This is a genomic window from Sulfitobacter sabulilitoris (assembly GCF_005887615.1).
Classification (GTDB): domain Bacteria; phylum Pseudomonadota; class Alphaproteobacteria; order Rhodobacterales; family Rhodobacteraceae; genus Sulfitobacter_E; species Sulfitobacter_E sabulilitoris.
Map to the genome: position 1 here is coordinate 53,351 of NZ_VANS01000005.1, position 26,579 is coordinate 79,929.

Consider the following 26,579-nt stretch of genomic DNA (forward strand, 5'->3'; position numbering starts at 1 on the left):
CACCCTGCGCTGCGTAAGTGTACGAGTAGGGCGGACCCTGATGAGCGATCTGCGCCTGGATTGGCCAGTTTCTCCGGCGATCAGCGCGGACGGGCCGCCCGTGCCGATCGGTCGTCATCTGGTCAGAAAAGGCCTCATCGCCCCGCAGTACCTTGTCCATGCCCTCGAGTTGCAACGCCATATCGATGCTCCGCTGGGCGAGATCATGGTCTCCGAAGGGCTGGTCAGCCGCGACGATGTACTGGATGCGCTCTCCGATCAGGCCAATGCGCAGCGTGTCGACCTGACTGAATCCCCACCCGCGGCCGAGATGTGCGATGCCCTGCCCGCCGCGATCTGCATTGCGCATAATGTCGTCCCGTGGATGTATGTCGGGCGCACACTGTTGGTGGCCACAAATGACCCCGGCAAATTCGATCACCTGCGCGCCTGCCTTGGGGCGCGGGCGGCGTATCTGGTGCCGGTGATCAGCGACAGCGTGCAGATCGCGCACCATCAAAGCCGGCTTTACGGCGCCGAACTCGCAGCGAAGGCCTCGGTTCGGGTGCCCGCGATCGAAAGCTGCCGCAACTGGGGCGCACGCACCGGCACCCGCCGTTGGATCGCGTTCTGCGCCTTGGGGCTGAGCGCGGCAGCATTGATCGTGTCGCCGATCTGGACGATCACGATCGCGATGATCTATGCCTCCCTGACGCTGCTTCTGACCGCCGGGATGAAGGCGGCGGCCTTCTGGGCGCAGATCACGCATGGCCTGCACGATCGGCCTGCGGCTTTCACGCTCGACAAGATGCCGTTCCGCCTGCCGCGTGTCTCCGTGCTCGTTCCCTTGTTGCATGAAAAGGAAATCGCCAGCGCGCTGATCAAGCGCCTGTCGCAACTGACCTATCCCAAATCCCTGCTCGACGTGATCCTCGTGCTCGAGGCCAGCGACGACGTCACCCGCGAGACCATCGCGCGGACCGATCTGCCGAACTGGATGTCGGTGATCGAGGTGCCGGACGAAGGCGGGCTGCTGACCAAGCCTCGGGCGCTGAACTATGCGCTCGATTTTTGCCGCGGCACCGTGATCGGCGTCTGGGATGCCGAGGACTGGCCCGAACCCGACCAGATCGAACGGGTGGTCACGCGGTTTCACGACGCGCCCGACAACGTGGCCTGTCTTCAGGGCATTCTCGACTATTACAATTCGCGCACCAACTGGATGTCGCGGTGCTTTACCATCGAATATGCGACGTGGTGGCGCGTCGTCCTGCCGGGCATGGCCAAGCTGGGGCTGGTCATTCCACTGGGCGGCACCACGCTGTTCTTCCGCCGCGACATCCTGGAGCGCCTGGGCGGATGGGACGCGCATAACGTCACCGAAGACGCCGACCTGGGCGTGCGCCTGGCGCGGCACGGCTATGTCACCGAACTGTTGCCGACCGTGACCTTCGAAGAGGCGAACTGCCGCCCCTGGCCCTGGGTCCGGCAACGCTCGCGTTGGCTCAAGGGGTTCATGATCACCTACCTCGTTCATATGCGCTCCCCACGAAAGCTTTTGCGCGAACTGGGCTTCGTCAGGTTTATGGGGCTTCAGTCGATTTTCCTCGCCACGTTTTCGCAGTTCGCCTGCGCGCCTTTGCTGTGGTCGTTCTGGCTTGCGCTGGCGGGGGTCACGCATCCGGTAAGCCATAGTCTTGGCGCCACTGCCGCCTGGGCGATGGCGGCGCTGTTTCTGATCACGGAACTGCTGAACCTGGGGATGAGCCTGGTCGCCGTCTCAGGCCGGGGGCGCCGGCACCTGCTGATCTGGGTCGTCACCATGCCGCTGTATTTCACGCTTGGCGCAGTGGCTAGCTACAAGGCGCTCTACGAGATGATCGCGCAGCCGTTTTTCTGGGACAAGACGCAGCACGGGGTCGCGGCGCAGACCGATCACCCCTCGTCCTGACGCCGCGCCGCATCCTGTTTCAGGCGGGTCATGAATGCGACCGAGATGTGCTCGCGCAGGGCGGCATCGGCCGCGGCCTCGTCGCGCGCGGCAATGGCGCGCACGATGGCATCGTGTTCGGATTGCGCAATCGCGCCGCGACCCTGCGCGGCCAGCGACGTGGTCGCCATCAACGCCATCGTGCGGTGCACCAGATCCAGTTGCTGGACCAGATACCGGTTGTGCGACGCAAGGTGAATCTGCTTGTGAAACCGCCGGTTGGCTCTCGAAAGCGCGCGTGGATTGTCCTTCAGCGCGTTGTCCTCCTCGACCATGTCGCGCAGGATCCGCACCTCTTCCTCGGTCGCGTGGCGCGCGGCCAGCCGGGCAGCCAGACCCTCAAGTTCCCGGCGCACCACGTAAAGTTCGGCCATCTGGTTGTGATCGAGCGACGCCACGATCAGGCTGCGCCCGTCGCGTGCCAGCAGGCTTTGCGTCTCGAGCCGCTGCAACGCTTCGCGGATCGGCGTGCGCGACACCCCGAACCGTTCGGCCAGTTCGCTTTCCACCAGCCGGTCGCCGGGGCGGTAGACGCCCACGTCGATCGCCTCGAGGATCATGGAATAGGCATCGGTCAGTTGCGGTTTCTGCAGGGACATCGAACGGGCCTTTTCTAGGAGTGGCACCAGTTAACGTCGCGGCCGACCACCGCGCAACCCTCGGAGCGCCCAGCGTGATGCCCCAGTGAAGAAACCTTGCATCGCATCGCGCGCCCGCCTACCTAGGCGCCATGCCGCACACCGATTTCACGCATGTCACCACCTGGGTCTTCGACCTGGACAACACGCTCTACCCCCCTTCCGCACGGCTTTTCGATCACATCGAAGTGCGCATGACCGCCTTCGTGATGGAGGCGCTGGGCGTGGAGCGTGCCGAGGCCCATCGCCTGCGGGTCGAATACTGGCGCACGCATGGCACCACGCTGGCCGGACTGATGCGGGTTCATGATGTGGACCCGGCGCCCTATCTGACGCATGTGCATGACATTCCGATGGACAGCCTGACACCCGATCCGGTGCTGGCCGCGCGGCTGCGCGACCTGCCGGGGCGGCGCATCATCTACACCAACGGCACCGCACCCTATGCCGAACGGGTGCTGGACGCGCGCGGCCTGGGAGGGCTGTTCGATGCGGTCTACGGCGTTGAACACGCAGGGTTCCATCCCAAGCCGGACCGCGTCGCATTCGAAACGGTCTTTGACGCCGACGGGCTGATCCGCGACCGCGCGGCGATGTTCGAGGATGACGCCCGCAACCTTGAGGTGCCGCATCAGATGGGGCTGCGCACCGTGCATGTGGCCGAGACGCCCGGCACGGGCGATCACATCCATCACCACACCGACGACCTGAGCGGTTTTCTGGCCCGGATCACGGCCTAGGACGGTTTGACGCTTGGACAGCGGGGCCCCCTGCCCCTACATCACTGTCAAAGGCGAGGTGAGAGATGAGCGATCAAACCTGTGATATCCTGATTTCGGGCGGCGGCATTGCCGGGCTGACGGCGGCGGCGGCCTTTGGCACGGCGGGCTTTCGCGTGATCTGTGTCGATCCCGCCTCCCCCATCACGGACCGCGATGTGGACGGCTCCGACATGCGCTCGACCGCGATGCTGCAACCGGCGCGCGCGGTGCTTGAGGCCGCCGGTCTGTGGGACCGCCTGGCGCCCCACGCCGCGCCGTTGCAGGTGATGCGCATCGTGGACGCGGGCGGCGAAGTTGCCGAGCCGCGGCTGACACGCGATTTCAACGCCGCCGACATCTCGGACCTGCCGTTTGGCTGGAACCTGCCGAACTGGCTCTTGCGGCGCGAAATGGTGGCGCGTCTGGGCGATCTGCCCACGGTCGATTTCCGCCCCGGCACCGGCACAAGGTCGCTGTTCACCCGCGAGGCGGAGGCACGCGTCGGGCTGAGCGACGGCAGCCGCGTCAGTGCGAGGTTGGTCATCGCCGCCGACGGGCGCGCATCGCCGATGCGGCAGGCCGCAGGGATCGGCGTGCAGACGCGGCGCTATGGGCAAAAGGCGCTGGCCTTTGCCGTGACGCATCCCATTCCGCATGACAATATCTCGACCGAAGTTCACCGCACCGGCGGGCCGTTCACGCTTGTGCCGCTGCCCGATCACGACGGGCTGCCGTCCTCCGCCGTGGTGTGGATGGACGACGGCCCCAAGGCGCAAGCCCGCCACGACTTGGACGTGGCGGCCTTCGAGGCAGAGATGTCGGAGCGCAGTTGCCATCTCTTCGGCCCGCTCACGCTGGCCTCGCGGCGCACGATCTGGCCCATCATCAGCCAGAAGGCCGACCGGTTGTCGGGCGAACGGATCGCATTGATCGCCGAGGCCGCGCATGTCGTACCGCCCATCGGCGCGCAGGGCCTGAACATGAGCCTTGCCGACACCGCCACCCTGCTGGATCTGGCCACCGCGCAGCCAGAGGATCTGGGCAGTCGGACGATGCTCGACGCCTATCACCGCGCGCGTCACAGCGACATTGCGCTGCGCGTCAGGGGCATCGACATGCTCAATCGCGCCAGCCAGGTGCGCGCACCGCTGCTGCGCGACGCGCGGGCCACGGCGCTCTCTGCGCTGTATGCGATGGGACCGGTGCGCAAGACGCTGATGCAGATGGGCCTGGGCGTCAAATAACGCAACGCCCAAGCCGCGTGGTGGCGGAAGTGTCAAAAAACCCCGGCCCGTTTTCTTTGCAAGACACCGGTTACAGTACCTTGTCGATCACCCGGGCCAACCGCGACAGCGTGCCGTCGACGTCATAAAGCTTGTCGAGCCCGAACAACCCCAGCCGGAACGTCCGGAAATCCGCGGGCTCGTCGCATTGCAGGGGCACCCCGGCCGCGATCTGCATGCCTTCGGCCATGAATTTCTTGCCGTTCTGGATATCCGGGTCATCGGTATAAGCCACCACGACGCCCGGCGCGCCGAAACCATCCGCCGCCACCGACTGCACGCCCCTGTCTTTCAGCATCGCGCGCACACCGTCGCCCAGCCGCCACTGCGCCATCTTGAGCCGCTCGAACCCATATTCCCGGGTCTCGAGCATCGTATCGCGGAAATCGCGCAGCGCGTCGGTCGGCATGGTCGCATGATAGGCATGCCCGCCGTCCTCGTAGGCCTTCATGATGCTGCGCCACTTGCCCAGGTCGATGGCGAAACTGTCCGATCGGGTCTCCGCCAGCCGCGCCTCGGCGCGTTCCGACAGCATCACGAGCCCCGCGCAGGGCGAGGCCGACCACCCCTTTTGCGGGGCCGAGATCAGAACATCGACGCCCGTCGCCTTCATGTCGACCCACGCGCAGCCCGACGCGATGCAATCGAGCACCATCAGCGCGCCCACCTCATGCGCGGCACTGGCCAGCGACACCAGGTAGTCGTCCGGCAGGATGACGCCAGCACTTGTTTCCACGTGCGGGGCAAAAACGACATCGGGTTTCTGGGTGCGGATCGCCTCCACCACCTCCTCGATCGGGGCGGGCGCAAAGGGCGACGGGCTGGCGTTGCCGGTCTGACGCGCCTTAAGAACGGTGGTGTTTCCGGTCAGGCCGCCGGTCTCGAAGATCTGCGACCAACGGTAGGAAAACCAGCCGTTGCGCACCACCAGCACCTCTGCCCCGCGCCCGAACTGGCGCGCGACAGCTTCCATGCCAAAGGTGCCGCCGCCCGGGATGATCGTCACGGCATCCGCGGCGTAGACCTCTTTCAGCATGGCCGAGATGTCGGTCATCACCGTCTGAAATGCAGCACTCATGGAATTGAGCGACCGGTCGGTGAAGACCACCGAAAATTCTTCCAATCCATTCGGATCAACAGTGTCGAGCAAGGCGGCCATAGGACTCTCCCAAAAGGTTCGCGCGATAGATAGCGCGTCTGCACGAGGCTGGCAAAGCCTCTGTGCCCGTGGCGGCAGGGTGGCCAAAGCGCCACGCACGCAGCGGGTTCGCGCAGGGTCTCTATCATTTGGCGAAAAATCGTCATAGCTTTGACATATTGAAGCAATGACGGGGACAACCCCGCACAGCGAGCAGACATGGCACAAACGACCCTGTTGCTGAACGGGTTCAGCATCATTGGCGATCCACAGACCAATTCCAACGCCGCAAACGGCGGAAATCTGTTCGTGCACAACGGCACCGCCGTGTTCGAAGCCGATGATATCATCGTCTTCACTGTCGAAGGCGCAACCGTCGATGGCGTCTTGACCGACGACAGCGTCATCACCGGCATCACCGTCTATGACAACGCCAGCGATTATTTCTACGACAGTCCGCTCTACACCTATACCGCGCTGCCCGACCTTGAGGTCGACATCGATTACGGCCGCAACACGATGGGCGACCGCTATCTGGAATTCGACGCGACGACACTGGTCTCGACCGATGCAGGCGCGCCTGTGCTTGGTGAAATGGCGCTGGTCGCGGGGGTCGACATCCTTGGCACACTGGCCACGACGACCGGCCCGCTGCGTGTTCCGACGACAGAGGCGATCGATATCGACGGCGACGGGGTGATCACCGCCGACGAGCAAGGCGACGCCTCCTTTTCAAGCGATCTGAATATCTTTGCGGTGATCTGCTTTGCCGCGGGCAGCCTGATCGAGACGCCGCAAGGGCCCCAGTTCATCGAGACGCTGGCGGTGGGCGATCTGGTCAATACGCTGGACGACGGCCCGCAACCGATCCGCTGGATCGGCGCGCAACGCGTGGCCGGACAGGGGCCCATGGCCCCGGTGGTGATCGCGCCCGGCGCACTGGGCAATATCCGGCAGTTGGTCGTGTCGCAAAACCACAGGATGCTGGTGACGGGTGCGCGGGCCGAGTTGCTATTCGGTCAGCGCGAAGTGCTGGTCGCGGCCAAGCACTTGGTGGACGGCGAAAAAATCCGAATCGAAGCCCGCGCGCAGGTGACGTATTACCACTTCCTTCTGGATGCCCACCAGATCGTCTTTGCCGAAGGCTGCCCGGCCGAAAGCCTGCTGGCGGGCGCGCAGACACTGGCCACCCTGCCCCCGGAGGACCGCGACGAAATTCTGGCGGTGTTCCCCGACCTGACGCATGACGCCGCCCCGATGGACGCCTCGCGGTATGCCCTGCGCCAGTTCGAGGCCATGGCGCTGCGCCGCATCGCCTAAAGCGGGCCGGGGCGGCGTTCCTCGCTCAGCACCACGTTGGCCTCCACCTCGCCCGCGCCGGGCAACGTCATGATGCGCCGCCGCAGAACGCGTTCGAAATCGGGGATGTCGCGCGCCACGACCCGCAACCGGTAATCGTAAAGCCCAAGGATATGCTCCACCCTCTGCACTTCTGGAATGGCGCTGACCGCGCGCTCGAAATCCTCGAGGCTGACGCGGCCCTTGGTGGCCAGTTTCACACCCAGAAAGACGGTCACCCCGAACCCCAGCGCCTCTGCGTTCAGGCGTAGGCGCCGACCCTTGATCGCGCCCGCCTCCTCCAGCCGCCGGATCCTGCGCCAGGTCGCGGGCTGCGACAGGCCAAGACGACGGCCCAACGCACTGGCGCTCTGGCTCGCGTCCACCGCCAGTGCGCGCAGCAGGGCGCGGTCGGTCGCATCGAGGTCAATCACAGCGGCAACGCCTCCACCGCCTTGATCTGCGCGATCTGCATCAACGCCTCCACCTCCGCGATATGCGGCAATGTCAGGATGCGGTCGCGGTAAATCGACTGATAATCGCCCATGTCGCGTGCGATGATGCTCAGCCGCACGTCGACCCGGCCCAGAAAGGTCTGGATTTCCGTCACCTCCGGCACCTCGCGCGCGGCGGCCAGAAACTCGTCAAAGGCGCGCGCCACGGTCTTGTCCAGCGTGACCCGCAACGACACCTCGACGCTGTACCCCAAGGCGGCCCAGTCGATCACCGCGCTCACCCCCTGCACGATCCCCGCCTCCTGCATCCGGGCGATGCGGCGCGCGGCCTTGCCCGCCGATATCGCACACAGATCCGCCAATTCGCCCGGGCTGAGGGTCGCATCGGCCTGCCAGTGACGCAATAGACGCCGATCCAGATCGTCAAGCATGATAAATCCAACTTTTTGCCATTTGGCGAATGATTATCTTCTTTAGGCGTCAAATACTCAAAGATCAACAATAGCCCTTCGCGGACCAGCCCGTATGGTGACGCCAGATCGACAGCAACCAAAGGATCCCTTCGATGCGTGTATACTATGACCGCGACTGCGACATTAACCTGATCAAGGACATGAACGTGGCCATCCTCGGCTACGGCAGCCAGGGCCACGCGCATGCGCTGAACCTGCGCGACAGCGGCGCCAAGAACGTTGTCGTCGCCCTGCGCGACGGATCGTCCTCCAAGGCCAAGGCCGAAGGCGAGGGCCTCAAGGTCATGGAGATCGCACAAGCCGCCAAGTGGGCCGACCTGATCATGTTCACCATGCCCGACGAACTGCAGGCCGACACCTATCGCAAATACGTCCACGACAACATCCGCGAAGGCGCCGCGATCGCATTCGCGCATGGCCTGAACATCCATTTCGGCCTGATCGAGCCCAAGGCGGGCGTCGACGTCATCATGATGGCGCCCAAGGGCCCCGGCCACACCGTGCGCGGCGAATACACCAAGGGCGGCGGCGTGCCCTGCCTGGTGGCCGTGGACAAGGACGCAAGCGGCAAGGCCCTTGAAATCGGCCTCAGCTATTGCTCGGCCATCGGCGGCGGGCGGTCTGGCATCATCGAAACCAACTTCCGCGAGGAATGCGAAACCGACCTCTTTGGCGAACAGGCCGTGCTCTGCGGCGGCCTGGTGGAACTGATCCGCATGGGCTTCGAGACGCTCGTCGAGGCGGGCTATGCCCCCGAGATGGCCTATTTCGAGTGCCTGCACGAGGTGAAGCTGATCGTCGATCTGATCTACGAGGGCGGCATCGCCAACATGAACTACTCGATCTCCAACACGGCCGAGTACGGCGAATATGTATCGGGTCCGCGCATCCTGCCCTACGACGAGACGAAGGCCAAGATGAAGGCGGTCCTGACCGACATCCAGAACGGCAAGTTCGTGCGTGATTTCATGTTGGAAAACGCCGTCGGACAGCCGTCGTTCAAGGCGACGCGCCGGATCAACGACGAGCACCAGATCGAACAGGTCGGCGCGAAACTGCGCGAGATGATGCCGTGGATTTCGGCGGGCAAGATGGTCGACAAGGCCAAGAACTGAGACCTGAAACTGCGCCCCGAGCATTCGCCGACGGCCCTGCATATGTTGCGGGGCCGTTTTTCGTCATGAGGTCACGCCAGCGTCACGCGGGTGCCGCTGCGTGACGGGGCGTGGGCCGGAGCCCGTGCGGTTACACGTCGGCCGGCTTGCCATCGTCCTTCTTGTCGCTGGCCAGCGTCGATTTCGGTGCGTCGGAACTGCGCAGCCTGTCCTCGATCCGCTTTTTCCCGACCAAAGCGAAGATGGTGAAGCCAAGCAGGCTCAGCAGGGCGAGGATTACGATAATATACGTGCCGTCCATTGTCTTTCTCCCAAGCGTGATACATTCAAACCCCTGTCGCCGGGTGTCGGTTCCCGTCTCGGCACCGCAACAGGGTCCTCTCATGGATAGCACACCACGGATCACCGCGGCCAGTTGGCTGATGATCGCCGTTCTTGGCCTGACCTGGGGCGGCACCTTCATGGTGACCGAAGTGGCGCTGACCGGCATCACGCCGTTCTGGCTGGCGGGGGCGCGGATCGGCTTTGCCGCCGCGCTGATGACGCTGATCTGGGGCCTGCGCGGTTTCGCCCTGTTCGAACGCCGCCCCACGCGCGGCGACTGGAGCGCGGCGATTGCCATCGGCGCGCTCAGTTCGGCCATACCCTTCATGCTGCTCGCCTGGGGCCAGCAATACGTGACCTCGGGGTTCGCGGGGGTGTCGATGGCCGCCGTGGCGTTGATCGTCCTGCCGCTGGCACATTTCCTGGTCCCCGGCGAGGCGCTGAACCTGCGCAAGACCATCGGCTTTTTCATCGGCTTCGCCGGGGTGGTCGTGCTGATCGGGGCGCAGGCGTTCGAAAGCACCGGCACCGCGCTGGAAACGCCCGGCCGCATCGCCTGCGTGTCGGCGGCGTGCTGTTATGCCACCAGTTCGATTCTCATGCGCCGTTTGCCGCCGGTGGATACCATCGGGTTGTCGACGCTGTTGCTGATCATCGCGACGGCCATCGTGGTGCCGGTGGCGCTGGTGGTCGAAGGGCTGCCGCCCCTGCCTTCGGGCACGATATTGATGGTGCTCGCGTTCCTGGGGCTTGTGCCCACGGCGGCGGCCAACCTCTTGCGGGTTTCGGTGGTGCGCACGGCGGGGCCGGTGTTCATGTCGCTGGTGAATTACCAGGTGCCCGTGTGGTCCGTGGTTCTGGGGGCGCTGATCCTCGGCGAGCCGCTGCCGCCCGCACTGATGCTGGCGATGGCGCTGATCCTGACGGGCGTCGGGCTAAGCCAGTATGGCGCGCTGACGCGGCTTTTCGCGGCCCGCCGCACCGCGCGCGCAGCCGCTACGCCCCGCTGACACAGGCCTGCCACAGGGTCAGCGCCTGGCGCGTGTCGGCCACGTCATGCACGCGCAGGATCTGGATGCCCTGCGCCACCGCCGCCAGCGCCACCGCCACCGATCCCGGCGCACGGCCCGCGCCATCGCCCCCGCCGCCCAGGGTGCCGATGAACCGCTTGCGCGACGCGCCCAGCAGGATCGGCACACCCAGGCTGTGAAACAGGCTTATCCGCGACAGCAGGGCAAGGTTGTGGTCCAGCGTCTTGCCAAAGCCGATACCGGGGTCGGCCACGATCGCGGAACGCGCGATGCCAAGACCCGCAAGCCTGTCGATCTGCGCCGCCAGCACGTCGAAGACATCCAGCAGCACATCGTCATAGCGCGGATCGTCCTGCATCGTTTCGGGATCGCCTTGCGCATGCATCGTGCAGACGGGAACGCCCCGCGCGGCACACAGGGGCGCCAGCCCCGGATCATAGGTGAAGCCCGACACGTCATTGACCAGATCGGCCCCGGCATCCAGCGCCGCTTGCGCGACCCGCGCCTTGCGGGTGTCGATCGAGATGGGCTGCACCAGCCCTGCCTTGCGCAGCTCCCCGATCACCGGCACGGTGCGTGCGATCTCGTCGTCCTCCGGCACCGTGGCGGCGCCGGGCCGGGTGGATTCACCGCCGATGTCGATGATGTCCGCGCCGCGCATCGCCTGCGCGCCCGCCACGGCATCGGCCTTTGCGAAATGCCTCCCCCCGTCGGAAAAACTGTCTGGAGTCACGTTCAGGATGCCCATCAGGCGCGGCGCGTCCAGCGCCAGCCCCGCCACCGGCGGGCGCGCGGCGGTCAGCGCGTCAAGCGCCGCGCCGGGCAGATCCGCCGCCGCACAGACGCGCGGGGCCGCTGTACGCGACAGCACCTCGACCTGGCTGAACCAGGTCCAGCCGCCCGCAAGTGTCAGCGCGCCCTCGGGGCGTGCCGGGCCGACCTGCGGCAGGGGACGATAATATTCCGCCTGCGGCATCACAGGTCGGCCTGATCCACATCGACACGGCGCAGCGGCACGGAGGCGCCGCGCGGCAAGTCGGCACCGATGACCATCATTTCCTCGGCGTCGAAAGTGGCGGCGAACCAGGCGGCCAGCGCCACCGCATCGCGCGGCTGCGCCGAGGGGCCATCGACCGCGTCCAGCACGATCTTGGAGGGCGCCCAGACGCAGGTCTGGCCATTGCGCATCGCCCAATCAAGTTCGGTGCGCGTTGCCACGACCACGCAGCGCTTGTCACGCGCAGCCAGGATCCAGGCGTTCTGCTCGATCGCGAGCAGATCGATGCGCCGCTGCGCCATCGGGTGCGTCGTCTGCGGCGCGGGCGTGTCGGCGGCTCCGACGCAAAAGATCACCGGCCGGCCGGCATGCACCAACTGGTCGATCCATCCCGTCAGATGCGGCGAGGCAATCGCGGCATTGCTCAGATACACCAGTTCGGGATGCAGCGCGTGGTAATCCTGCGGCGGGGGCCGATGGTCGGCACCGCGCGCGCGCACGATCTCGACACCCAGCGCGCCCGGCCCGCGATCCAGCTTTTCGATGCGGACAAAGACGCGCACCGCCTGCGGCTCCAGCAGGATCCGGTCGGCCACGCGTTCGGCCAGCGTCTCGAGCAGGTTGAGACGCTCGTCCGCCAACTCGTGCGCGATGGCTTCGGTCACGCGATCATAGCTCAGGATGCGGTCCACGTCGTCGTCGATGGGCGCGGCCAGCGGCTGCACTTCGACCACCACATTGAAGCAGATCCGCTGCGTCACGCCCCGCTCCGCCTGAAAGGCACCGATCTCGACCTCCACGATGTGATCGCGCAGGGAAATCCGGTCGAAGGGGGTGTCTTGGGCCGTCGCCGCGGCGCGCTCTGACGGGTGCGCGAACGCAAGGCGGATTTCGGAACTCATGGCATGGGCTTTCTTGGTCAGGGGCAGCGATGCGGCCATCATAGACCACCCGCGCCTCTTAGCAGCGCCCAAGGCGTCGGGCCAAGGCCCTAAACCGTCATCAGTTGCTCGCGGTCCGGTAGGTATGCCGGTAAAACAGGTGCACGCCAATCGCCGCCGTGCGGGTATAGACCTTGCTCCAGTTCGGCTTGACGGCGGTGGTGTGGTAATGCGTCGCCCCATCGGTCAGCTTGGGCGCGAGACCGTCGATGGCGGTGCGGGCAACCTTGGCGACCCGCTCGAACGCGCCGCGTTCGTGGATCACCTCGGAATTTCCGTCGCAGGTATAGGTGAACTGGCACTGGTACTTGCGCCCGGTTCCCTGGTTGATCACACCACAGAGCGATCCGGGAAACCGCGTGCTTTTCACCCGGTTCATGATGACCTCGGCCACTGCGAACTGGCCTTTCACGGTCTCGCCGCGGGCCTCGAAGTAGAGCGCCTCGGCAAGGCAGCGGAACTGGTCGCCGCCGCGCGCGGCGGGCTGGGCGTCGATCCAGGCCTTGGAAAAGGCGACTGGCGTGGCAGCGGCGGTCGCCTTGGGCTGGGTCACGAGGTCTTGCAGGCGCGTCTCCGACACCGCACCGAGCCCCCGCTGTTCCTTGCGCACAAGTTCGGCTGCGGGTGTGGCATGCCCGGCGCCATTGCTTGCGAATACGACGCCCGTGCCCAGCACGAGTGTCCCGATCAGTCCCCAGATCAATCTCATTCTACCCATCCCGTACGTCAATTCATTTCGAGCCCCCTTAGAGGGCCTGCGCCTTGACGTAAAGTTCACCAGGGTCAGCATGGCGGTCATGAGCGATTGCCCGCGCAACACGTCACGCGGGAAAACACTACAAATTGCAGGAAGTGCCGCGGCGGCTACCCGATCTTGTTTGCGATCGCGAGCTGTGCGGCAGCCAGTCGCGCCACGGGAACCCGGAAGGGAGAACACGAAACATAATCAAATCCCGCGTCCCGGCAAAAGGCAATCGATTCGGGGTTGCCGCCGTGTTCGCCGCAGATCGACAGGGTGATGCCGGGCTGCGCCGCACGTCCGCGCGTGGCGCCCAGCGTCAGCAATTCGCCGACCCCGTCGGTATCGAGACTGTGAAACGGATCTTCGGGGAAGACGCCCTGCTGCACGTAGTCGGACATGAAGCGCCCCGCATCGTCGCGCGACAAGCCATAGGTCATCTGCGTCAGGTCATTGGTGCCAAAGCTCAGGAACGCGCAATGCGGCGCGATTTCCGCGGCGCGCAGCGCGGCGCGCGGGGTTTCGACCATCACGCCCAACCGGAAATTGAAATCGCTGTCCCGTTCGACCCGCACGGCGGCGGCGACGGCATCGACCGAGGCTTTGATCAACTCGACCTCGCGCCGGGCGCTGACCAGCGGAATCATGATTTCGGGCACCACCGGGTCGCCATCGGCGCTGGCGTCGATCGTCGCCTCAAAGATCGCCCGCGCCTGCATTTCGTAGATTTCCGGCACCGTCACGCCAAGGCGCACCCCCCGCAGGCCCAGCATCGGATTGTATTCGCTCATCGCCTCGATCCGGCGGGTCACGTCCGACAGCGGCAGGTTCAGCGCCTCGGCCAGCGCGCGCTGGCCCGCGCGGTCGGCGGGCAGGAATTCGTGCAGCGGCGGATCGAACAGACGGATGCACACGGGCTTGCCTTCCATGATCCGGAAAAGCTGTGTGAAATCCTCGCGCTGCATGGGCAGCAACCGCTCCAGCACCGCGCGGCGATCCTCGCCGGTTTCGGCAAAGATCATCTCGCGCATCACGGTCAGGCGACCGGGTTCAAAGAACATGTGCTCGGTCCGGCACAACCCGATGCCCTGCGCATTGAAATTGCGCGCGGTCTGCGCGTCGGCGGGCGTATCGGCATTGGCGCGGATTCCGATATCGCAGGCGTCATAGGCCCATTCCATCAACCGCTGAAACGCATCGTCCTGCGCCGCCTCCTGCATGTCGGGGGCACCCACCAGCACCTGGCCCCTGGACCCGTCCACGGTGATGATATCGCCATCCGACAGGATCCGACCGTCCTTGGCGATGATCTGTTTCTTCAACAGGTTGAAGCGCATGTTCGACGCCCCCACGACACAGGGCAGCCCGATGCCGCGCCCGATCACGGCGGCGTGGCTGGTGATGCCGCCGCGTTCGGTCAGCACCGCCTGGGCCGCATGCATGCCACGAATATCCTCGGGCGAGGTTTCGCGGCGCACCAGGATGCAAGGCTCGCCGCGCGACGCGCTGGCCTGCGCTTCGGTGGAGGAAAACACGATGCGCCCCGTGGCCGCGCCGGGGCTTGCGGCGATGCCCGATCCGATCACGTCACGCGGGGCGCGCGGATCGACCTGCCGGTGCAGCAATTCGGTCAGGGTGCGCGGCGGAACGCGCATCAGCGCCTCTTCGTGGCTGATGATCCCCTCATCGGCCAGTCGCACCGCGATCCGTACCGTCGCGCGCGACGACCGGGCGACCCGCACCCCGTCGAGAATATGCACGCTGCCGTTTTCCAGCGCGAATTCAACCTGCATTTCCTCGCGCAGCCGCTGGCGCATCAGGGCGGCGTGACGCTTGAGTTCGGCAAAGGCCTCCGGCGCCAGTTCCTCCAGCGATGGGCCACGCGGATCGTGCGTCAGAAAAAGCGCCGCGGCGTCGCCCTCGAGCGCGTCGCGGCCCTGGCTTTGACTGAGGTATCGGCCGGTGATCTGCGGCAGGCCCGTCGCACTGTCGACCAGTTGCAGCACGCCCGACCCCGATTGCCCGTTGCCAAGGCCAAAGATCATCTGCTGCACCACAAGGCCCAGCCCCGCATCCGCCGGCGCGCCCTTGGCCTGCCGCAACAGCCGGGCGGAGGTGCCCTCCCAAGCGCGGGCCATGGATTGCAGCACGCCCGACAGTTGCACCGCGGGGTCCATCGGGAACGGCTCTTCGGTTTCGGCCTCGTAGGCCCGCAGCGACGCGACCAGCCCTTCGCGCCCCTCGCCCACGACGTCATCGAACATATCGGGGTCCAGCCGGGCCACGTTGATGGCATAGGACTGCACGAAGCGGGTGTAGATGGCGCGCGCGGCATCGCGGCCAAGGGTCTTGGACAACGTCTCGAACCGCGCGTCGTTCATGCCGATATTGAGCACGGCCCCCGGCCCGCCCCAATCGGGGTCCTCCGACGAAGGGCGCACGCAAAGCAGCGCGCCGTCGGGGAATTGCGCGAGCAAGGCGGTCATGTCGGGCAACTGACCCTGGGCGATCCGGTGCACCGTGTCGAACGACAGCGCCACGGTGCGGGGCACCGGCAGATCCAGACGGGTCAGCCGTTGCAGGCATTTCGCGCGGCCACCGTGGGTCGCGTTGGCAATCGCCGCGGTGGGGGTCACCAGGGTTGTATCGGGGTTATTCTGCACTGCGGCACCTTTGATGTTGGGTGCAGCATAGGCTGTCAATCAAAGCTGACAAGAGGGAGTACGCCCGCAGATACACCGAATATCCGCGTCGGCGCCGCCTGTCCGGCCATTGACCGGGGCGCGACGGCGCCGGTCAGCCGTCGATCCGGCTCAGGTCGGCCACCGTCAGACAAATCTTGCGGATGCTGCTCAGCAGGTTCAGGCGATTGCGACGGACCGTGCCGTTGTCGGAATTGACCTGCACCGCCTCGAAAAACGCATCGATGGGCCCGCGCAGGGCGGCCATCGCCGACATGGCCGTGGCGAAATCCTGCTGCGCCATCGCGGGTCCGATCCGCGCCTCCGCCGCATCCAGTGCCGCAAACAGCGCGCGCTCCTCCTCGGCCTCGCAGAACTTTATGTCGCCGCCAAAGGAATATTCCACCCCGTCCGCCGCTTCGGCCTGGCTGAGAATGTTGTTGGCGCGCTTGAACCCCTGGATCAGGTTCTCGCCATCGTCCGTCCTGAGCACCGCATCCAGCGCGCGGGCGCGCTTGACCAGAAGGCTCAGGTCGTCGCTGCCCTCCATCGCGATGCACGCGTCGATGATGTCGTGGCGGATGCCCTGTTCGCGCAGATAGACCTTGAGCCGGTCGTGCAGGAAGGACAGGAGATCACTCTGATCTATCCCGATCTTGGTGTCTTCGACGGCTTCCCGTACCTCCATAATCAGCGTTTCATCTGTCGTGCCCATTTTGAGGAGAGCGTTCGGGGCTTCTTCGATCTCCTTTTTTCGATGAATTACCAGGCGCTGAATTTCTGCCGACAGCAGTGATTTCTTGAGGAAATGGTTCATTTCGAACTTGAGATCGTTCTCCAGCACCAGCCGGATCACTCCCAGCGCGGCGCGGCGCAGCGCAAAGGGGTCTTTCGATCCGGTGGGCTTTTCGTCGATCGCCCAGAAGCCGGTCAGCGTGTCGATCTTGTCGGCCAGCGCCACGGCGACCGAAATCGGCGCGGTGGGCACCGCGTCCGAGGGGCCGAGGGGCGAATAATGCTCGGCGCAGGCCTGCGGCACGCCGTCATCGTGGCCTGCGGCCTCGGCATAGTATTTGCCCATCGTGCCCTGCAATTCGGGAAACTCGTACACCATTTCCGACGCCAGGTCGGCCTTGGCGATGCGCGCGGCCTCGGTGGCCAGATCGGGCTTGGCGCCCACCGGCACCGCGATCTCGCGCGCCAGCGCCGCGATCCGGGCCACGCGGTCGGCCTGGCTGCCCAATTTGTTGTGGAACGTGACCTCGGCCAGCGGCGCGGCCATGCCCTCCAGCCCAACGGCCTTGATGGTGCGGAGATCGTTTTCCCAAAAGAACTTGGCATCCGCCAGCCGGGCGGACAGAACCCGCTGGTTGCCGGCAAGGATGGTGGCGCCCTGATCGGCGGTGGTGCGGTTGGCCACTGTGATGAACCGTTCGATCCGACCGGTCTTGGCGGCGCGGACGCTGAAGAATTTCTGATGCTCCTTCATGCTGGTTTGCAGCACCTCGGGCGGCAGGCCCAGAAACGCGTCATCGATCTGCCCCATCAGGACGACGGGCCATTCCACCAACCCAGCGACCTCGGCCAGAAGGCCCGCGTCCTCGACGACTTCGAGCCCGCCCGCGAAGGCCAGGTTCGTGGCGTCGTGCCAGATCCCCTGCGCCCGCTCCGCCGGGTCGAGCACCACATGCGCGCGCTTGAGCCGGGCGCAATAGTCGTCGAACCCGGTCACCGAAAACGCGTCCGGCGACAAGAAACGGTGGCCGCGCGTGGTGTCGCCCGACGCGATGCCGTCCACTTCCAACGGGACAACCTCGGCCCCGTCGTCGCCCACCATGATGCACAGGATCGAATGCAGCGGCCGCACCCAGCGCAGGCTTCCCGCGCCCCAGCGCATCGCCTTGGGCCAGGGAAAGCCGCGGATCGCCTGCTCCAGCACCTCGGCGACGATGTCGGGCGCGGGTCGGCCCGGGCGTTCGATGGTCGCGAAAAGAACCGGGCCCTTGGGGGTCTCGCGCTGCTCTAGCTGGTCGCGGGTGACGCCCGCACCGCGCAGGAAGCCTTCGATGGCCTTGTCGGGCGCGTCCGCCTTGGGGCCCTTGCGCTCTTCGCGGGTGGTGGGGCTTTGGGCCAGCATCCCCTCGACCGTCAGGGTCAGCCGGCGCGGCGTGGCAAAGGCGGCGGCGGAGGCATAGGTCAGTCCCGCCTCGACCAATCCGTCAGTCACCAGCTTTTTCAGGTCGGCGGCGGCGCGCGACTGCATGCGCGCGGGAATTTCTTCGGAGAATAGTTCGATCAGCAGGTCTGGCACCGGGTCACCTCGTTCGGGCCACCCGTATCGGTGGCGCGTCAGTTTGCGGTGTGGATAGCGGGGCGGGCCGGACGCGTCCAGCCCCAGCGCCCTAGAGCGATGCCTTTTGCGCCAGCGTCCTGACGTCCGGGCCGCTGAAGCGCGGAACGACGCGGTAGCCCGCCTCGATGAAATTGTAGAGCGCGTAGCCCAGCAGCCCGACACCGGCGGCCCCCAGCGCCACCCGGCCCCAGACCATGCCGCGCAGCAGATCCAGCGCCTGGCCCAGCCCCCCTGCCCGCTGCGGATCACCGTCCAGCGCCGCGGCGCCCAGCGACAGGCCGATCAGCATGATCAGCACGCCATGCGCCGCCAGTCCGAAGGTCAGCGCGGGATCGATCCGTTCGGTCAGCGCCGTGCAGCGCAGGTGCGATTTGTAGTGCCCGGTCCAGCCCTTGTGAATGTAGTAGATCCCCGCCCCGCCGAGGATCAGCGCGGCCGCCGCCACCCAGACCCGTCCCAGCGGCTGCGACAACAGCCAGCGGGTCCAGCCCTGCGCGCCGTCGCCGCCGCCGCCAAAGCCAAAGGCAAGCCCCGCCACCGACACGCCGATCGCGCCGTGAAACACCCCCGTGACAACCTGCCCCGCGCGGCCAAGAAGGCCCTTCGCGTCGGTGCCGTGATCCTCGAGGTCGAGCGCCGCATCGACCACCCGCCAGATCAGGTAGGCGAACAGCCCCGCGGCGATCACCGCCAGCATGACCTGCCCCAGCGGGGCGCTGCGCAGGCGGCCAAGGCTGTCTTGCGTGCCGCCGACCTGCGCGCTGGTCAGGGCGGCGTAGATCGACAGCCCGCCGATGATGGTATATATCACGCCGCGCGCGCCGTAGCCGCCGCGCATGATCCATTTCAATCCGGTATGAGAGCCTGATGCCATCGGGCAGATCCTTGCATGTGCACCGGATCAGCGTTCGAGACACCCAAAGGGTTCCCGATTCATTTGTCCCGTGCGCGCTTCAGTCGCCGGCCGAGGGGGAAGAGGGGCATTCCTCGCCCACGACCGTACCGTCATAGGCCTTTTGGCCGCAATCGTTCAGTTCGTGCCAGACATAGCCGCGCCCATCCTCGGTGATGGCCACGATCCTGTCCACGCCGTATTCGATGTTCTTGGTTCCCACGAAGGCCAGCGCGCTGCCGTTCGCGAGCGACGCCCCGATCGCGGCGGCATCGAAACAGTCGAACCAGCCCGGCGCGTTGCGCGGGGTCACATCATCGATGCCGACGTAGGTTTCGCTGAGCATAGCGAGGCCTTGGGGCGTGTCGAAACATGCGCGGTAGCGGATGGGAGAGCTGTCGGCGTCGATGGCGCGGACGTTATCGGCCACGATTTGTTCCGGCAGATCGCTGACCAGCGACACAAGGCGCACTTCGGCGGCCTCGCCCGACACCTCCTCATAGAACCCGAAAAGTTGCAGGTAATAGATCGACGCACCCGCGATGGCCGCCGAGGCGAGGATGGCTGCGCCCACGATCTTGCCGTTCATGCCGTGGCCTTTTCGTCTGCCGCGTCCGGCACCCAGCCGCCCGCGCGCGTCTGCACGAAGGCATCGGCGCACATCTTGGCCAGCGTGCGCACGCGCCCGATATAAGCCTGCCGCTCGGTCACCGAAATCACGCCGCGCGCATCCAGCAGGTTGAAGATATGGCTGGCCTTGATGCACTGGTCATACGCCGGATGCGCCATCACGATGCGCTTGCCGGTCTTGGGGTCGTCATGGGCCTGACCCAGTATGCTTTTGCACTCCTGCTCGGCTTCGACAAAGTGGCGCAGCAACACCTCGGTATTGGCGACGTCGAAATTCCAGCGGGCGTATTCCTCCTCGGTCTGGCGGAACACGTCGCCATAGCTGAGCGGGATAGACGCGCCGGGATCGTTGAAGGGCATGTCCATCACGTGATCGACGCCCAGGATATACATTGCCAGCCGCTCCAGCCCATAGGTCAGCTCGCCCGAGACCGGGTGGCAGTCATAGCCGCCGACCTGCTGGAAATAGGTGAACTGGCTGACTTCCATGCCGTCGCACCAGACCTCCCATCCTAGGCCCCACGCGCCCAGCGTCGGGCTTTCCCAGTCGTCTTCGACAAAACGGATGTCGTGCAGATCCATGTCCACGCCGATGGCTTCGAGCGAGCCCAGATAGAGCGCCTGCAGGTCTGGCGGGCTGGGTTTGATCAGAACCTGATACTGGTAATAGTGCTGCAGGCGGTTGGGGTTCTCGCCATAGCGGCCATCGGTGGGCCGGCGCGAGGGCTGCACATAGGCCGCGGCCCAGGGCTGCGTACCAAGGCTGCGCAGGGTGGTGGCGGGGTGAAAGGTGCCCGCGCCCACCTCCATGTCGTAGGGTTGCAGGATCGCGCAGCCCTTTTGCGCCCAATAGGCCTGCAGCCTGAGGATGATTTCCTGAAACGATCGGGGGGTCGTGGATACGTCTGACATGAAGGCCGCCTTTGGATCTGCGCGCGCCATTCCTATGCGGCGCGGCGGATGCGGTCAATTGCGCGGATCCGCATTATTTGACGCATGCCGATATGGTCATTGGCGCGTTTTCCTGCTTATTCTGTCGCGAAATTCGACAATCGGAAACATGGGGCAGAATAATGCGGATAATTGCGGCGGCCTTGGTGCTGTTGGTGGGGCTGTCACAGGCCCTTTGGGCGCAGTCGCGCGACGATGTGGTCTGGGTCCAGGTGGAAGCACAGCCAAGCCTGAGCGAAGCGACCGCCCGCGCCCGCGCCTATGCCGCCGAGTTGCAGGACGTGAACGGATTTTCGCTGGGCACCGGATGGTATGGCATCGCCCTCGGCCCCTACACGCGCAGCGACGCCGAACAGGTCTTGCGCGTCTATCGGCGCGAAGGCGTGATCCCCTCCGACAGCTATATCGCCTTCAGCTCCTCCTACAGGCAGCAATTCTGGCCCGTGGGCGCCAACCTGCTGGACCGCGGTGTGCTGCAGGCACCGGCAGCCCCCCCTGAGACCGCACCGGAGGCAATCCCGGAGGCGACCGCCGAAGCCGCCCCCCAAGCGCCCGGCGACAGCCCGGCGGCGGCGGAACCCACGCTGACCGTCACCCCGGCGGACGAGACCCCCCGCGAAGCCCAGCAAAGCGAGCGCCTGCTGACACGTGCCGACCGCGAATCGTTGCAGATCGCGCTGCAATGGGCCGGGTTCTATGACGCGGCCATCGACGGTGCGTTCGGGCGCGGCACCCGCAATTCGATGGCGGCCTGGCAGGAGGCGAACGGCTATGACGTGACCGGAATCCTGACCACGGTGCAGCGCGCGGCGCTTTTGAAGCAGTATAACGCCGTACTCGACGGTCTGGGCCTGCAACTGGTGCGCGACGAGGCGGTCGGGATCGAAATGAAGCTGCCCACCGAGGTGGTCGCCTTTGACAGGTACGAACCGCCCTTTGCCCATTACACGGCCATCGGCGATATCGACGCCAAGGTGCTGCTGATCAGTCAGGCGGGTGACCGCGATACGCTGTTTGGCCTGTACGACATCATGCAGACATTGGAAATCGTACCCCTGAACGGCCCGCGCGAGCGGTCCAACGACAGCTTCGTGCTGATCGGAGAGGATGCGATGACCGTCAGTGAAACCCGGGTCCGGCTGCTGAACGGGCGGATCAAGGGCTTTACGCTGGTCTGGCCCGCAGGCGACGAGGATCGCCGCCGCCGGCTGATCGCGGAGATGGACAAGAGCCTCGTTCGCCTAGGCACCGTGCTGGACCCCGCGGCCGGGGCGAACGATCAGCAATCCATCGACCTGCTGGCGGGGCTGGATATTCGCAAGCCCAGGATGACGCGATCAGGCTTCTACGTCGATGCCGGGGGCACCGTCGCCACCTCGGCGGATGTGGTCGAGGGCTGCGGCCGCATCACGCTCGATGACGACCACGAAGCCCGCGTGCTGACCCAGGATGCCGCGCGCGGCCTTGCGCTGCTGCGCCCCGCCACGGCACTGGCCCCAGCCGGTGTCGCCGCCTTCAGCACCCAGACGCCGCGCCTGCAGTCCGAGGTCGCCGTATCGGGATATTCCTACGGCGGCGTGCTCAGCGCGCCATCGGTGACCTTTGGCACCTTGGCCGATCTGCGCGGACTGCAGGGCGAGGCGGGCCTGAACCGGCTTGCGTTGACCGCCCTGCCGGGTGACGCGGGAGGACCGGTGTTCGATGCCGGCGGCGGGGTTCTGGGCATGTTGCTCCCCCGCCCCGAGGGCGACCGGGCCCTGCCCGAGAACGTGAGCTTTGCGCTGGACCGCACGGCGATCGGCACGCTCATGGCCGAAACGGGGCTGAGCGCCACCAACACCGACAGCACGGCGGCCATCGCGCCGCAGGATCTGACCGACCGCGCGGTCGACATGACCGTTCTGGTCAGCTGCTGGGACTGACGCACCAAGGCATGCATGCGACAGGGTCTTGCCGGTTAGAGTAAAATCCGCACCACGTGGCGCCCGGGCGACCGGGCCCGCTTAACTTTCTGGACACCCACGCGCCGCTAGGATCGGGCGGCGCGTGGGGGCGCACCCGGCCTGCCGGGTCCATTCAGGGGTTGAACGACATGATGACACGTATCGCGGCAATGGCCGCCCTTGCCGTGGCGCTGGCCTTGCCCGCCCGCGCCGATATCTACGACCACCTGGGCCGCACCGCCCAGATGCGTCATGGCACGTCCAAGATGTTGCCACCGCCGGGGTATGACCGGCAACGCTGGCGCGCGCCCAACAAATGCGACTATTCGCGTGCGGGCCGTCCGGGCGAAACGGTGTGGTATCTGATCATCAACACATCGCACCGCGGCTGCCCCGCGCGACTGGTCGAACGGGCATTCACCGACTACAACTGGTGACGCCACCGCCATCCCGGGCCCGCCAGGCGCCGACGACCCGGAATTTTCGAAAATTCCGGACCGTTTTCCTGGCAGGAAAATGCGCCCTTCAGGCGGTAAGGCCGGGTGTCAGGTAAATCAGCGTCGGCCCATCCGCATCAAAGGCCGCGCGCACATCGGTCTGCATCTGCGACAATGTCTGCGGGGCACGTGCGCGCGCGCCAAAGGCCTGTGCCAGCTTGCAAAAGTCAGGATTGCGCGCGACGACCGCGTTGGGCGCAATCTGGCTGCGCACCATGCTGTCCTCGATCTCGCCCAGCTTGCCGTTGTCCCACAGGATGATCGGAAGGCTCAGACCCAGCTCCACCGCGACGCCAAGCTCCTGCATGGTGTAGTGAAAGCCGTAATCCCCGATGATCGCCATCGTGGGCAGGCCCCGCCGCGCCACGGCGCCGCCGATGGCCGCCGGCATCGCATAGCCCAGCGTGCCGAAACCGTAGGGGTGATGCCAATGGCCGGGGCGGTCCATCGGCCAGACTTCCTTGGCGACATAGGCGAATTGGGTCATGTCGGAATAGATCATCGTGTCGTCGGCGACCGCCGCGCGCAGGGCGTCGCAGACCGCCACGATGCCGGGGCGTTCGGCATCGGTTTCGGCCCGCCAGCGCGCGCGCGCGTCCGCCACCTCGCCGGTGCTCCAGCCGCCCGATGCCTCCTGGTGTTCCAGCCGGTCCAGCAAGCCGCGCATGAACAGCCCCCCGTCGCAGTGCAGGTTGAGCGTCCGCGGCCCCGTGCCGCCGAATTGCGCGGGGTCGATATCGACACGGATCATGGCGCCCGCGTGACCCAGATCCTTGCGCCAGATGTCCACCTCGGCCAGTTCGGAGCCGATCACGACCACCAGATCGGCGGTGCCGATGACCTCTGCACTGCCGGGTCGCGCCAGCGTTGCGCCGAAGTGCAGCGGATCGTCCGGCCCGACGATCCCGCGCCCGGCATAGGTCGTGAAACTGGCGGCGCCCAGCGCCCGCAAGACCATGCGCGTCACGCTGGGCGCGATCCGCGCGCCACCGCCCAGAACGAACAGGACACGCTCCGCCGCAAGGATCGCGTCCAGCGCCTGCGTCATCTGTGGCGCATCGGTGTTGACATAGCCGGTGGGCGCAGGCGCGGGCGGTGCCGGGTCCTGCAAGGCGGCGATGGGCACCTGGATATGCTTGGGGCGCGGGCGCTGCGCGGTGAATTCCACCAACGCGCGGTCGATCAAGGCATAGGCCGCCTCGGCGGTGCGCGCGTCCTCAGACCAGTCGCAGACCGTCTCGGCCGCCGCGCGCTGGTCCTTCATCTGGTGCAACTGGCCGCGCCGTGCCGCCGTCTCGTCCAGGCAAGACGACAGCACCAGCAACGGCACCGAATCCGAATAGGCCTGCCCCATCGGCGTCATGATGTTGCACAGCCCCGGCCCGGTGATCACATAGGCCACGCCCGGCTTGCCGGTCGCGCGGGCATAGCCGTCGGCCATGAAACCCGCGCCCTGTTCGTGCCGGGCCAGGACATGCATCAATCCCGCCTCTTCGATGCCACGGTACATTTCCTGATTGTGCACACCCGGAATGCCAAAGATCACATCGACGCTGCGATCCTTCAGCATGTGGGAAATCTGCGCGCCAAGCGGACGGATGGGATCGGTCATCATGCTCTCCAGAAGGGAACGGTAAAGATGACGAAAACCGCCAGAAGTTCAAGCCGTCCGATCAACATCGCGAGGGACAAGATCCATTTCGCCGTGTCGTTGAGGCCCTGGAAATTGCCCGCGGGTCCGATCTGCTCGCCCAGGCCGGGGCCGACGTTGGCCAGCGCGGTCGCGGCACCCGACAGCGAGGTCACGAAATCCAGCCCGGTCAGCGACAACGCCACCGCGAAAAGCCCCAGCGTCACGATGAAGAACATGAAGAACGACATCACCGAACTCAGCACATCCTCGGTCACCGGGCGGCGGTCATAGCGCAGCACGAAGACACCGTTGGGCGACCGGATCTTGCGCACCTGAAGCCGGATCGCGGCGAAGAGGAGCTGATAGCGGAACACCTTGATCGAACATGTGGTCGACCCCGCGCAGCCCCCGATCAACCCTATGAAAAAGAACACCGAAATCAGGAACGGCCCCCATTTCATGTAATCCGCGCTGGCATAGCCGGTGCCGGTGACGATCGACGTGACGTTGAACAGTGCTTCGCGCAGGGATCGTTCCCAATGATGCGGCACCACATTGACCAGCACCAGCGTCACGACCAGCACGACGATTGCGATCGTGCCCAGAAACGCGCGCACCTGCGTGTCGCGCAGCAAGGGCCGCGCGTCGCCGTTCAGGATCTGCACATATCGCACGAAGGGCAGCGCCGCGAGCAGCATGAACACGGCGGCCACATATTCAAGTCGTCCCGAAAACGTCCCAAAGGACGCATCGTAGTTGGAAAATCCACCGGTCGATACCGTGGTGAGCGCATGCACGGTGGCGTCGAAGGCGCTCATCCCCAGGGCGATGTAGGACAGGATGCACGCCATCGTGAGCGTGATGTAGATGCTGGAAATCTGGCTGGCGATCTGGCCCGCGCGGGGCAGGATCTTGCCCATCGTGTCAAACGATTCCGTGCGGAAAATCTGCATGCCGCCGACCCGCAGTTCGGGCAGGAACACCATCGCCACCACGATGATGCCGATGCCGCCCAGCCATTGCAGGATCCCGCGCCAGAGCAGCAAGCCGCGCGGCAGGTCGTCCAGCCCCGTCAACACGGTCGAACCGGTCGTGGTCAGCCCCGACATCGCCTCGAACACCGCATCGACCAGCCGCGCCTCGGTCGCGCCCAGCATGAAGGGGATCGCGCCGAACAGCGGCAGGGTGAACCACACCCCGGTGGTCAGCAGAAAGGTTTGCTGGATCGACAGGCCTTCGCGCACGCCGTTGGCACAGGCCAGCGCGATCAGCCCGCCCGCCAGGATCGTGATCAGCGCGCTTTCGGCGAAAACCGGCCAGTGGCCAAGGCCCTGCGACAGATCGACAAGCAACGGCGCCAGCATGGCAAGACCGACAACGGCCACCAGCAATCCGATCACGTATCCAACAGGGCGCAGGTCAAACATCGCGCCAGCGTTGGCGTCCCCGCGCGCCGGTGTCAAGCCGGTGATCCGGCGCGCGGGGCGGTGGGTTCAGACCGGGATCGGATCAGATGTAGTAGAGATCGCGGAACACATGCTGCACGATGTCTTCGCGCTTGATCTTCATCGCGGCCAGTTCCGCGTCGGTCTTGGCTTTCAGCGCCTCGACCTGTTGCAGGCGGGCATAACCCGCACTGTGGGTCATCATGGCATTGCCGAAATTGGTCATCGCATCGCCAAGGCGCGCGATCAGGGTCTGTGCGGCATGCGCCACGTCAAGTTGCAGGGCGGTATGTTGGTAAGCCATCGGGGCACCTATTCATTTCAACTCAGGGTCTCCTCACCCGCGCTTGAT

Annotated in this window: 24 protein-coding genes; 8 read left to right on the forward strand and 16 right to left on the reverse strand. The window is 65.7% G+C overall.

Annotation, left to right across the window (positions count from 1 at the left end; genetic code table 11):
• Positions 1–40: 40 nt before the first annotated feature.
• Complete coding sequence (locus FDT80_RS16115; RefSeq protein ID WP_138663354.1) at positions 41–1,930, forward strand: glycosyltransferase; 1,890 nt, start codon at positions 41–43, stop codon at positions 1,928–1,930.
• Here the strand turns inward: FDT80_RS16115 and FDT80_RS16120 are convergent.
• Positions 1,915–2,568 carry a GntR family transcriptional regulator gene (locus FDT80_RS16120; RefSeq protein WP_138663355.1) on the reverse strand — a complete coding sequence of 218 codons (654 nt, stop codon included), beginning with the start codon at positions 2,566–2,568 and terminating at the stop codon, positions 1,915–1,917. The genes FDT80_RS16115 and FDT80_RS16120 overlap by 16 nt on opposite strands.
• 131 nt (positions 2,569–2,699) lie before the next feature.
• Between FDT80_RS16120 and FDT80_RS16125 the strand changes: the two genes are divergently transcribed.
• Entirely contained in the window at positions 2,700–3,347 is a 648-nt protein-coding gene (locus tag FDT80_RS16125; RefSeq protein WP_138663356.1) for a pyrimidine 5'-nucleotidase, read from the forward strand.
• A 65-nt stretch (positions 3,348–3,412) separates the two neighbouring features.
• Entirely contained in the window at positions 3,413–4,612 is a 1,200-nt protein-coding gene (locus tag FDT80_RS16130) for a UbiH/UbiF family hydroxylase (RefSeq protein ID WP_138663357.1), read from the forward strand.
• Positions 4,613–4,682: 70 nt separating this feature from the next.
• Here the strand turns inward: FDT80_RS16130 and FDT80_RS16135 are convergent, their stop codons facing one another.
• On the reverse strand, positions 4,683–5,810 hold the full coding sequence (locus FDT80_RS16135) for an aminotransferase class V-fold PLP-dependent enzyme (protein WP_138663358.1): 1,128 nt from the start codon (positions 5,808–5,810) through the stop codon (positions 4,683–4,685).
• A 198-nt stretch (positions 5,811–6,008) separates the two neighbouring features.
• Between FDT80_RS16135 and FDT80_RS16140 the strand changes: the two genes are divergently transcribed.
• Positions 6,009–7,109: a Hint domain-containing protein gene (locus FDT80_RS16140; RefSeq protein WP_138663359.1), complete on the forward strand. Its 1,101-nt coding sequence runs from the start codon at positions 6,009–6,011 to the stop codon at positions 7,107–7,109.
• Here FDT80_RS16140 and FDT80_RS16145 read toward each other — a convergent pair.
• Together FDT80_RS16145 and FDT80_RS16150 are read right to left on the reverse strand one after the other, a co-directional pair.
• On the reverse strand, positions 7,106–7,561 hold the full coding sequence (locus tag FDT80_RS16145) for an Lrp/AsnC family transcriptional regulator (protein ID WP_138663360.1): 456 nt from the start codon (positions 7,559–7,561) through the stop codon (positions 7,106–7,108). The two genes, FDT80_RS16140 and FDT80_RS16145, sit on opposite strands and share 4 nt — an antisense overlap.
• The gene (locus FDT80_RS16150) at positions 7,558–8,013 is read right to left on the reverse strand and encodes an Lrp/AsnC family transcriptional regulator (RefSeq protein WP_138663361.1); all 456 of its coding nucleotides are present in this window, start codon (positions 8,011–8,013) and stop codon (positions 7,558–7,560) included. The genes FDT80_RS16145 and FDT80_RS16150 overlap by 4 nt, the downstream gene beginning before the upstream one ends.
• Positions 8,014–8,147: 134 nt before the next feature.
• Between FDT80_RS16150 and ilvC the strand changes: the two genes are divergently transcribed.
• Positions 8,148–9,170 (forward strand): ketol-acid reductoisomerase, encoded by a 1,023-nt coding sequence (ilvC, locus tag FDT80_RS16155; protein WP_138663362.1) that lies wholly within the window; start codon positions 8,148–8,150, stop codon positions 9,168–9,170.
• Positions 9,171–9,300: 130 nt separating this feature from the next.
• On the opposite strand, the gene FDT80_RS18925 is transcribed toward ilvC, so the two are convergent.
• Positions 9,301–9,471, reverse strand: coding sequence for a hypothetical protein (locus FDT80_RS18925; protein WP_170311907.1), 171 nt, complete (start codon positions 9,469–9,471; stop codon positions 9,301–9,303).
• An 82-nt stretch (positions 9,472–9,553) separates the two neighbouring features.
• Here FDT80_RS18925 and FDT80_RS16160 point away from each other — a divergent pair, with 82 nt between their 5' ends.
• Positions 9,554–10,504: a DMT family transporter gene (locus FDT80_RS16160; protein ID WP_138663363.1), complete on the forward strand. Its 951-nt coding sequence runs from the start codon at positions 9,554–9,556 to the stop codon at positions 10,502–10,504.
• Here the strand turns inward: FDT80_RS16160 and folP are convergent.
• The 8 genes from folP to FDT80_RS16200 all read right to left on the reverse strand — a co-directional run bounded on the left by folP (position 10,491) and on the right by FDT80_RS16200 (position 20,670).
• Positions 10,491–11,501: a dihydropteroate synthase gene (gene folP / locus FDT80_RS16165; RefSeq protein WP_138663364.1), complete on the reverse strand. Its 1,011-nt coding sequence runs from the start codon at positions 11,499–11,501 to the stop codon at positions 10,491–10,493. The two genes, FDT80_RS16160 and folP, sit on opposite strands and share 14 nt — an antisense overlap.
• Positions 11,501–12,424, reverse strand: coding sequence for a dihydroneopterin aldolase (locus FDT80_RS16170; protein ID WP_138663497.1), 924 nt, complete (start codon positions 12,422–12,424; stop codon positions 11,501–11,503). The genes folP and FDT80_RS16170 overlap by 1 nt, the downstream gene beginning before the upstream one ends.
• 100 nt (positions 12,425–12,524) lie before the next feature.
• Positions 12,525–13,172: a cell wall hydrolase gene (locus tag FDT80_RS16175; protein WP_138663365.1), complete on the reverse strand. Its 648-nt coding sequence runs from the start codon at positions 13,170–13,172 to the stop codon at positions 12,525–12,527.
• A 155-nt stretch (positions 13,173–13,327) separates the two neighbouring features.
• Positions 13,328–15,865 (reverse strand): putative PEP-binding protein, encoded by a 2,538-nt coding sequence (locus FDT80_RS16180; RefSeq protein WP_170311908.1) that lies wholly within the window; start codon positions 15,863–15,865, stop codon positions 13,328–13,330.
• 133 nt (positions 15,866–15,998) lie between these two features.
• Positions 15,999–18,194 (reverse strand): glycine--tRNA ligase subunit beta, encoded by a 2,196-nt coding sequence (gene glyS, locus FDT80_RS16185; protein ID WP_138663367.1) that lies wholly within the window; start codon positions 18,192–18,194, stop codon positions 15,999–16,001.
• 91 nt (positions 18,195–18,285) lie between these two features.
• Positions 18,286–19,110: a DUF1206 domain-containing protein gene (locus FDT80_RS16190; RefSeq protein ID WP_246039984.1), complete on the reverse strand. Its 825-nt coding sequence runs from the start codon at positions 19,108–19,110 to the stop codon at positions 18,286–18,288.
• Positions 19,111–19,189: 79 nt separating this feature from the next.
• Positions 19,190–19,717, reverse strand: coding sequence for a DUF6446 family protein (locus FDT80_RS16195; protein ID WP_138663368.1), 528 nt, complete (start codon positions 19,715–19,717; stop codon positions 19,190–19,192).
• Positions 19,714–20,670, reverse strand: coding sequence for a glycine--tRNA ligase subunit alpha (locus FDT80_RS16200; RefSeq protein WP_138663369.1), 957 nt, complete (start codon positions 20,668–20,670; stop codon positions 19,714–19,716). Before FDT80_RS16200 ends, FDT80_RS16195 begins: the two co-directional genes overlap by 4 nt.
• Before the next feature lie 161 nt (positions 20,671–20,831).
• On the opposite strand from FDT80_RS16200, the gene FDT80_RS16205 reads away from it, so the two are divergent.
• Positions 20,832–22,631, forward strand: coding sequence for a serine protease (locus FDT80_RS16205; RefSeq protein WP_138663370.1), 1,800 nt, complete (start codon positions 20,832–20,834; stop codon positions 22,629–22,631).
• A 170-nt stretch (positions 22,632–22,801) separates the two neighbouring features.
• Entirely contained in the window at positions 22,802–23,089 is a 288-nt protein-coding gene (locus tag FDT80_RS16210) for a hypothetical protein (RefSeq protein ID WP_138663371.1), read from the forward strand.
• 88 nt (positions 23,090–23,177) lie between these two features.
• Here the strand turns inward: FDT80_RS16210 and FDT80_RS16215 are convergent, their stop codons facing one another.
• The 3 genes from FDT80_RS16215 to FDT80_RS16225 all read right to left on the reverse strand — a co-directional run bounded on the left by FDT80_RS16215 (position 23,178) and on the right by FDT80_RS16225 (position 26,531).
• Complete coding sequence (locus FDT80_RS16215; protein ID WP_425472037.1) at positions 23,178–24,719, reverse strand: thiamine pyrophosphate-binding protein; 1,542 nt, start codon at positions 24,717–24,719, stop codon at positions 23,178–23,180.
• Between the two features lie 41 nt (positions 24,720–24,760).
• The gene (locus FDT80_RS16220) at positions 24,761–26,209 is read right to left on the reverse strand and encodes a TrkH family potassium uptake protein (protein ID WP_138663373.1); all 1,449 of its coding nucleotides are present in this window, start codon (positions 26,207–26,209) and stop codon (positions 24,761–24,763) included.
• 82 nt (positions 26,210–26,291) lie between these two features.
• Positions 26,292–26,531, reverse strand: a complete 240-nt coding sequence (locus FDT80_RS16225; RefSeq protein ID WP_138663374.1) for a hypothetical protein — start codon at positions 26,529–26,531, stop codon at positions 26,292–26,294.
• Positions 26,532–26,579: the final 48 nt, after the last annotated feature.